Below are 7,238 nucleotides of genomic sequence, written 5' to 3' on the forward strand. Positions count from 1 at the left end.
ATGGGGGAGATGGGGGAGATGAGGGAGATGGGGGAGATGGGGGAGATGGGGAAAACACAAATATATTATTCCCGATTCCCGATTCCCGATTCCCGATTCCCGATTCCCTGTTCCCTGTTTACTGTTCCCTTGTTTACCAACAACCAACAACAAAATCAAAATTTTGCTATACCCTAGAAAAAATGGGCAGATCGAGTCCAACTGCAACGAGAACGGGCAAAAACCTGCTATCGTAGTTGAGGCAAGATACTTATAAACCAACACAGGTCGCAAAAACCGATGGCATACCAGAGGGTTTTACTAAAACTGAGTGGTGAAGCCTTAATGGGAGATTTAGGGTACGGGATCGATCCCAAGGTAGTTGCAAATATCGCTCAGGAAATATCAGAAGTTGTCAAAATAGGCGTACAACTGGCCATTGTCGTCGGTGGCGGAAATATCTTCAGAGGAGTCAAAGCATCGGCAGCAGGGATGGATCGGGCCACAGCAGATTATGTGGGGATGATTGCTACGGTAATGAATGCGATTACCTTACAGGATGCACTCGAACAGATGGAAATTCCCACGCGAGTGCAAACCGCGATCGCCATGCAAGATATTGCTGAACCCTATATCCGACGGCGGGCCATTCGTCATCTCGAAAAAGGTCGCGTGGTGATCTTTGGAGCAGGATCAGGAAATCCGTTCTTTACCACCGATACCACGGCGGCACTGCGGGCCGCAGAAATTGATGCCGATGTCATCTTTAAAGCAACCAAGGTGGATGGGGTGTATGATTCTGATCCTAAAACCAATCCCGATGCCCGACGTTACACCAGTTTAACCTTTGCTCATGTGTTAACCCATGATCTAAGAGTAATGGACGGAACAGCCATTGCATTGTGTAAAGAAAATAATATCCCGATTGTTGTCTTTGATCTCTCTGTCCACGGCAATATTGTCCGTTCGATCAAAGGAGAACAGATTGGAACTATAGTAGGAGGTTTCTGTGAAGTTAGCTGAAGCTGAAGACTTAATGGAAAAAGCCGTTGAGGCGACTCAGCGCAATTTTAATACCATTCGGACAGGTCGGGCCAATGCCAGCCTGTTAGACCGGATTATGGTGGACTATTACGGGAGTGAGACTCCCTTGAAGTCTATTGCGGGGATTAGTACCCCCGATGCGACAACGCTGTTGATTCAACCTTTTGATCCCAACAGTATGGGGATGATTGAAAAGGCGATTACCATGTCCGATATTGGTTTAACGCCAAATAACGACGGCCAGGTGATTCGCTTAAATATTCCCCCTCTTACCAGCGATCGCCGTCAAGAGTTAGTGAAACAAGCGGGGAAACTGGCCGAGGAAGGCAAAGTCTCAATTCGGAATGTCCGTCGAGATGCCATTGATACGGTTCGCAAACAGGAAAAAAATCACGATATTTCCGAGGATGAATCCCGCGATCTCCAAGATCAGATTCAAAAACTCACAGACCAATACACAGAACAAATCGAAGAACTACTTGAGGCCAAAGAGAAGGACATTACTACCTTGTAAACTGAATTAGTCACAACCACGGGGGGAGTCATCCTATCCTCCCTTGGATAAAGAACAAACAACCAACCACAAAGAACAAAGAATAAACCACAAAGAACAAACAACCAACCACAAAGAACAAAGAATAAACCAACAATGACTGACTGTATTATTATTGGGGCGGGTCCGGGTGGAAGTGCCGCCGCTTATCATTTAGCCAAACAAGGACATTCTGTACAGGTGTTAGAAAGGGCGAGTTTACCGCGTTCTAAGGCTTGTGGGGGTGGGGTTTCTCCTGCTATTGCTGCTTGGTTTGACTTTGATTTTTCCCCAGTAATTGCAGCCCGAGTAGATAAAGTTCGCTTTACTTGGCAGGGGGGTGATCCGGTGTCGGCGAAACTGAAAACTGAGCCGATGTGGATGGTAAAGCGCGATCGCTTCGATCAATTCCTCCTCGATAAAGCCCAATCAGCCGGGGCAACCCTCCAAGATAATACAGAAGTCACTAACCTCTCCTTTGACGGCTCTACGTGGCAAATAAGCACCAATCAAGGCACATTAAACGCTCCCTATATCATCGTTGCGGATGGAGCTAATGGAAATTGTGCCAAATGGCTGGGATTTAAAGAGCGCAAAGTTATTCCCAGTGGTATCCTCAACCTAGAAAAGCCACCTGAAAATCCCGATACAGCGGCCTTTGACTTTGGTTCGCTGAAAAATGGCTTTATCTGGTGTTTCCCCACAGGAGACGGTTTTTCCCTCAATGGGGCCTTGATGACAGGGAAAGGGAAACCCCAAGACTTACAAAAACAACTCCTCAATTATGCCCAAAATCAGGGTTTAGAGGTCGATCCGAGTCAATATCAACCCTCGCAAATTGTCCTTTGGTCTGACCAACCCTTACATGGTCAAAATGCTGTATTAGTGGGGGATAGTGCGGGATTAGCTGATCCGTTAATAGCCGAAGGGATACGGCCAGCAATTTTAAGCGGAGTCAAGGCCGCAGAAGCAATTGGACAAGCCTTAGCGGGACAAGATAACGCCATTCCCCAATATACCCAAATGATCAAAGAAGCATGGGGGAATGATATGGGACTGGCGCAAAAATTAGCCGGGTTGTTTTATAAATTCCCCAAAATTGGCTATAAGGTAGGGGTGAAACGTCCGACGGCGGCTAATATTATGAGCCAAATTTTAGTAGGCCAACTCAGTTATAGTGATGTGACTGAGGAAGCGATACAAGTCCTGAAAAAGAGCTTTTTACCTGGACGAGGTTAAGGTTTCCCCAGAGGGTAGAGGGCAGAAGGTAGGGGGATTGATACTGTAGAAGGTTATTTTTTTTAACGACTAAGAGACAGGGGATTTCTCTCCCTGATGATGTGGATTGAGTATTAATACTTAAAAAAAAATACTATGGGGATTTTCTTGGGTGTCCTTCTTGACAGTCCACGCCTTTAAAGGATGTGGATTCTCGCTTCTTTCAGATTGCCTCTTAGCTAGACTGATGATCAGTGACAGTTACTGGTAACAATTACTGGTAACAGATTCAGCGATCGCCACAAGCGTAAAATTGACTAATTTTCCCGCTTGATTCGCCTGTACTGGGGAAAATGGGGCGTTTTCTCCCTTCGTCTTCACAAGTTTTTCCCATTTTCTTAACCAAATATTGGGACTTCCTTCACAAGTTTTTCTTATTTTCTTCACAAAGGGGTTTAGCTGAAATTAGGAAAGTAATCTCTTACGGTTTTGGCAGTCAAAAAGTCTGGAAATTTCAGGTAAGTTATCACAAAATCCTCACATTTTCTTTTTACACTGAAACCGATTTCCATTAAGGCGATTCGTTATGGCTTGTGTGACTACTGGTTCTGTTGACAGAGTTTTACCTGCTGCTGTTCCCCAAACTGAGATCACCTTATTGACCCAAGAGCTTCGTCTTATGCCACTTTTAACCATGGTGTCATCCTCTTGTACTTATCAATCTTGTGTTAGTTTGGCGGTTGATGTTTTTCTTTCTCAAGACCCGGCATTATTACGCTCACTCAAAGATTTTTTGCTGGTTTTACCCAATCCCCAAGCTATTGAAACTGTTTTAACCCAAGCCCTTTATCAAGTTGCAGCAACCCATCCACAAGTGTGTTGCTGGTTACTGCGTCACCCGAATTATCTATTACCTGAATTAGATTTACTTAGCCTGGCCGTACTATTAGTTGGAAAAACTCTGGAAAGGGAAGGATTTGTCCTCAGTGACAATTTTTATACCGAGGCCAACAGTACCCGTTTTCTAGGGGAGTTGGCCACAACCGGACTCTTGCAGCAAGCCGCAAAACACGATCGTCTCTTACATCTCTTTTTAAACGAATATACAGAGCAACCGGGAGTTTCATAATGAATCAGCGTGCTACCTGTTTATGCTGTGGTTATCCACTGTTACGCCATATCCGTGCTGCGGGAGTTTATTGGTACTGTAGTCATTGCCATCAGGAAATGCCAGCCCACCGAATCTCCCCGTTTACTCCCTCTCGTCCCCCCATTGCCCCGTCTGTGGAAATTGCCAAATCGAGTTATTGGGAATGGTCTGGACGTTTTCATTTAGATCCCGTGACGACTCCACCGGAATCGGTGCGAGTCAGGAGGAGAGAGAGTGTTTCTTGATGAGTTTGTTGATTAGCATTGCGCGATCGCGGTTAATATCCGTTGATGAATTGCCCCATTACTGGCGATAATGCCGTTATTCCGGATAAGTTTGGCCCCTACGGAGAAGTCGAGGGATTTCCCGTCTAAGTCGGTGACACATCCCCCGGCTTCTTCCACCACAATGGCTCCGGCGGCATGATCCCAGATATTTTCCCGTCGTAGGGACGACCCTGGCAAGGGAATACGTACATAATAATCGGCCTCTCCTCGGGCTACGGCCCCATATTTGGCTTGAGAGTCGAGTTGGAGGGGAGGGTGAGTGATCCCTAATGTTTGAGCGAGTTGGAGTTGGGCTTGGCGGTCACTGTGGGCGGATTCAACGCTTTCAATGGAGCAGAGGTCACGACGGGTAAAATTAACGCTAATCCTGTGGGAGGGGTTGCCCTGTAAGGGGGACATTCGACAACCTTGGCCTCGCTTGGCGATGAATAATACGCCTTTTTTCCCGTGGGGTTGGTCTGGGGTTTGGGGTAGGGCCGGACAGGCTAAGATGCCTAATTGGACGCGGCCTTCTTCAATGAGCGCGAGAGCGATCGCATATTGATCTCCCCGAATATAGCCTTTTGTGCCGTCAATGGGGTCTAGGGTCCAATATCGGGGTGCGATCGCGCTACTCCCACGATCAATCCAATCAATCACCGTCTGGGGGGTGGCCTCTGGGAAAATTTGCTGGACTTGTTGGGTTACGGCTAAAGCGCGATCGTGATTTTGCGGTTGCCGCAACATCGCCGCATCCTCCTCCGCAATAATCGCATCTGTAGGAAAGCGATCCGACAACGCTCGACAGATAATGGCCTGAGACCCAAAATCCGCCACCGTCACCGGAGACGCATCGGATTTTTCATAAGCGGGGGACTGCTGTTGCTGACGGACTGCCTCACACAACTGCGCCGCCTGTTGCACTGCCGTCACGGCCACCTTAGTGTCTGGGTCGTACATTCGTCTTTAATAATTGCAAAACTCCTTGTGAACTACCCTAACTAACCGCAAGCAGTATAGTTAGGGCTTCTAATTTCATTGGGCATTGCGTCTGACAAAACCTAAGTTTTACCAGTCCGTCTTACATCCCCTCGATTAGCAGTAACGCGCTTTCCCTAACGCCAATATATATATTATTCCCAATTCCCGATTCCCAATTCCCGATTCCCGATTCCCAATTCCCAATTCCCAATTCCCGATTCCCAATTCCCAATTCCCAATTCCCGATTCCCTGTTCCCTTGTTCACAAAGAACAAAAAATTTGACAAATTCCCCAAAATATGATAACCGTGTTTAGACTCGGTGCAGCCTCAAAAAAAACACCAGCGAACCGAAACTGCCCAGCTTGGGTCGAGACTCGCTAGGATTGCAAAAGGTTGGCAGGTTCTCACAAATAGCGGTATGATTATCCAACCTTTTAGTTATCTTTTGAGGAAATGAGCGAAACCCTGCTTAAATTAGATATATTGTGAGCGGAGTTTAGCCCTTTCTTCACTGGGTTCTTCGTGATTGATTCTTCGTGTGTTCGTACTGAGAAACTGAAAAAAACAGCATGACGGCTGCCCCGATCCCCCATCCTAACTCCTCTCATAATGCCAACGGAGTTGGCCCCAACTCAGCCACCGAGGAAACACCTGTGTCTGCATTAAAAGAATTAGTTGCTAAATTACATCGAGAGCAAAACCGAATTCAAAATTTGCTCAGTTCGCTAGGCTTTGCCCTCCGCAGTTTTAATAATCTCAATCAATTTTTAGAAATTGTGCCGCTTATGGTGGCGAGAGTAACGGATGCAGATGGGGGGGCATTAGTATTGTTAAAACCCAATGGAGAAATTCATCTAGAACAGTTACACTGCCAAGAAGGCCACGCCTGTCAAGATATCCGCCAAGCCTTAGAAAACGTTATTAAACAGGCAGAAGTCAATCCCCCCCAGTCTTCCCCGGTGGAACTCAATACTGTGGACTCTGTTTCCCCGACGCTGAATTGGGAAACCATTGCCTCTCTTGATGAACAATTACAGGCTTATTTAGGGAATGAGGTGCAATTATTTGGGACTCCCATTTTAGTGAAAAATGAGGAACGGGGGAGACTCTATGTTTTTAGTCGTGATCTTGATTATGGTTGGACGGCCACCCGGAAAAAATTAGTGCAATTGGTGGCGGATCAAACGGCGGTAGCCATTGCTAATAATGAATTAGCCAGCGAACTCCGGCAAAAGGAAAGATTAGACCGAGAATTAGAAATTGCCTCAGAAATCCAAGATCATCTCCTCCCTGGGGAATGTCCGCAAATTGAAGGGGTGGAATTAGCCGCCAGTTGCAAAACCGCCAATCGGGTGGGAGGTGACTATTATGACTTCATCCCCACCACCTATGATCAATTTCACCCTGAAAACACCCAAGCGGTTTCCTCTCCTTGGAGTATTGTTATCGGGGATGTGATGGGAAAAGGGGTTCCCGCAGGACTGATCATGACGATGACGAGGGGAATGTTACGGGCCGAAGTGTTAAACCGTCACTCTCCGGCCAAAATCCTGCGACACCTGAACCGGGTAATGTACGCGGATTTAGAAAACGCCCATCGTTTTCTGACGATGTTTTATTCTGAATATGACCCAAAAACTCATCTTCTGTCGTTCACCAATGCGGCCCATAATCCCCCGTTATTCTGGCAAGCGAAAAGTCAGTCTATTTCTAAGCTGGATACTTGGGGAATGTTAATTGGGTTAGAAATTGATTCTCAATACGAAGATGGGTCTGTACAACTAGACAAGGGCGATACCGTAATCTTCTATACAGATGGTTTAACGGAAGCGATGAATGCTGAAGGTCAGCAGTTTAATGAGACGGGATTGACGAAAGCCTTTGAATGGGCTTGTCAAGAGGGTTTTAATGCTCAACAAATTCATGATCACTTGTTTCAGGCAGTCCAGCAGTTTGTGGGTAAGGGCCACCGTCGTCATGATGATATGACGTTGGTGGTGATGCAGGTGACGGAGTAATCAGCGTCAGAGGGCAGAGGGCAGAGGGCAGAGGGCAGAGGGCAGAGG

The 7,238-nt window shown here is 46.7% G+C and carries 7 protein-coding genes; 6 read left to right on the forward strand and 1 reads right to left on the reverse strand.

Annotated features, from left to right (window positions below):
• Positions 1–279: 279 nt before the first annotated feature.
• The 5 genes from pyrH to PN462_RS01000 all read left to right on the forward strand — a co-directional run bounded on the left by pyrH (position 280) and on the right by PN462_RS01000 (position 4,168).
• A complete protein-coding gene (pyrH, locus tag PN462_RS00980) occupies positions 280–1,002 on the forward strand; it encodes a UMP kinase (RefSeq protein ID WP_272125971.1) in 723 nt (240 codons plus the stop codon).
• Positions 989–1,537 carry a ribosome recycling factor gene (gene frr, locus PN462_RS00985; protein ID WP_272125972.1) on the forward strand — a complete coding sequence of 183 codons (549 nt, stop codon included), beginning with the start codon at positions 989–991 and terminating at the stop codon, positions 1,535–1,537. The genes pyrH and frr overlap by 14 nt, the downstream gene beginning before the upstream one ends.
• Before the next feature lie 135 nt (positions 1,538–1,672).
• Positions 1,673–2,794, forward strand: a complete 1,122-nt coding sequence (locus PN462_RS00990) for an NAD(P)/FAD-dependent oxidoreductase (RefSeq protein ID WP_272125973.1) — start codon at positions 1,673–1,675, stop codon at positions 2,792–2,794.
• Between the two features lie 658 nt (positions 2,795–3,452).
• Positions 3,453–3,902, forward strand: coding sequence for a hypothetical protein (locus tag PN462_RS00995; protein WP_272125974.1), 450 nt, complete (start codon positions 3,453–3,455; stop codon positions 3,900–3,902).
• Positions 3,902–4,168, forward strand: coding sequence for a hypothetical protein (locus PN462_RS01000; RefSeq protein WP_272125976.1), 267 nt, complete (start codon positions 3,902–3,904; stop codon positions 4,166–4,168). Before PN462_RS00995 ends, PN462_RS01000 begins: the two co-directional genes overlap by 1 nt.
• Before the next feature lie 12 nt (positions 4,169–4,180).
• Here the strand turns inward: PN462_RS01000 and PN462_RS01005 are convergent, their stop codons facing one another.
• Complete coding sequence (locus tag PN462_RS01005) at positions 4,181–5,149, reverse strand: 3'(2'),5'-bisphosphate nucleotidase (RefSeq protein ID WP_272125977.1); 969 nt, start codon at positions 5,147–5,149, stop codon at positions 4,181–4,183.
• Positions 5,150–5,741: 592 nt separating this feature from the next.
• Here PN462_RS01005 and PN462_RS01010 point away from each other — a divergent pair.
• Positions 5,742–7,190 carry a PP2C family protein-serine/threonine phosphatase gene (locus PN462_RS01010; RefSeq protein ID WP_272125979.1) on the forward strand — a complete coding sequence of 483 codons (1,449 nt, stop codon included), beginning with the start codon at positions 5,742–5,744 and terminating at the stop codon, positions 7,188–7,190.
• Positions 7,191–7,238 lie beyond the last annotated feature (48 nt).

Origin of the sequence: Spirulina sp. CS-785/01 (assembly GCF_028330525.1) — a bacterium.
Taxonomy (GTDB): domain Bacteria; phylum Cyanobacteriota; class Cyanobacteriia; order Cyanobacteriales; family Spirulinaceae; genus JAQMSD01.

Bases quoted from the DNA above. Each gene is read 5' to 3' on its own strand.
- pyrH (WP_272125971.1), top strand. From the start codon at position 280: ATGGCATACCAGAGGGTTTTACTAAAACTGAGTGGTGAAGCCTTAATG.
- PN462_RS00990 (WP_272125973.1), top strand. From the start codon at position 1,673: ATGACTGACTGTATTATTATTGGGGCGGGTCCGGGTGGAAGTGCCGCC.
- PN462_RS00995 (WP_272125974.1), top strand. From the start codon at position 3,453: ATGCCACTTTTAACCATGGTGTCATCCTCTTGTACTTATCAATCTTGT.
- PN462_RS01000 (WP_272125976.1), top strand. From the start codon at position 3,902: ATGAATCAGCGTGCTACCTGTTTATGCTGTGGTTATCCACTGTTACGC.
- PN462_RS01005 (WP_272125977.1), bottom strand. From the start codon at position 5,149: ATGTACGACCCAGACACTAAGGTGGCCGTGACGGCAGTGCAACAGGCG.
- PN462_RS01010 (WP_272125979.1), top strand. From the start codon at position 5,742: ATGACGGCTGCCCCGATCCCCCATCCTAACTCCTCTCATAATGCCAAC.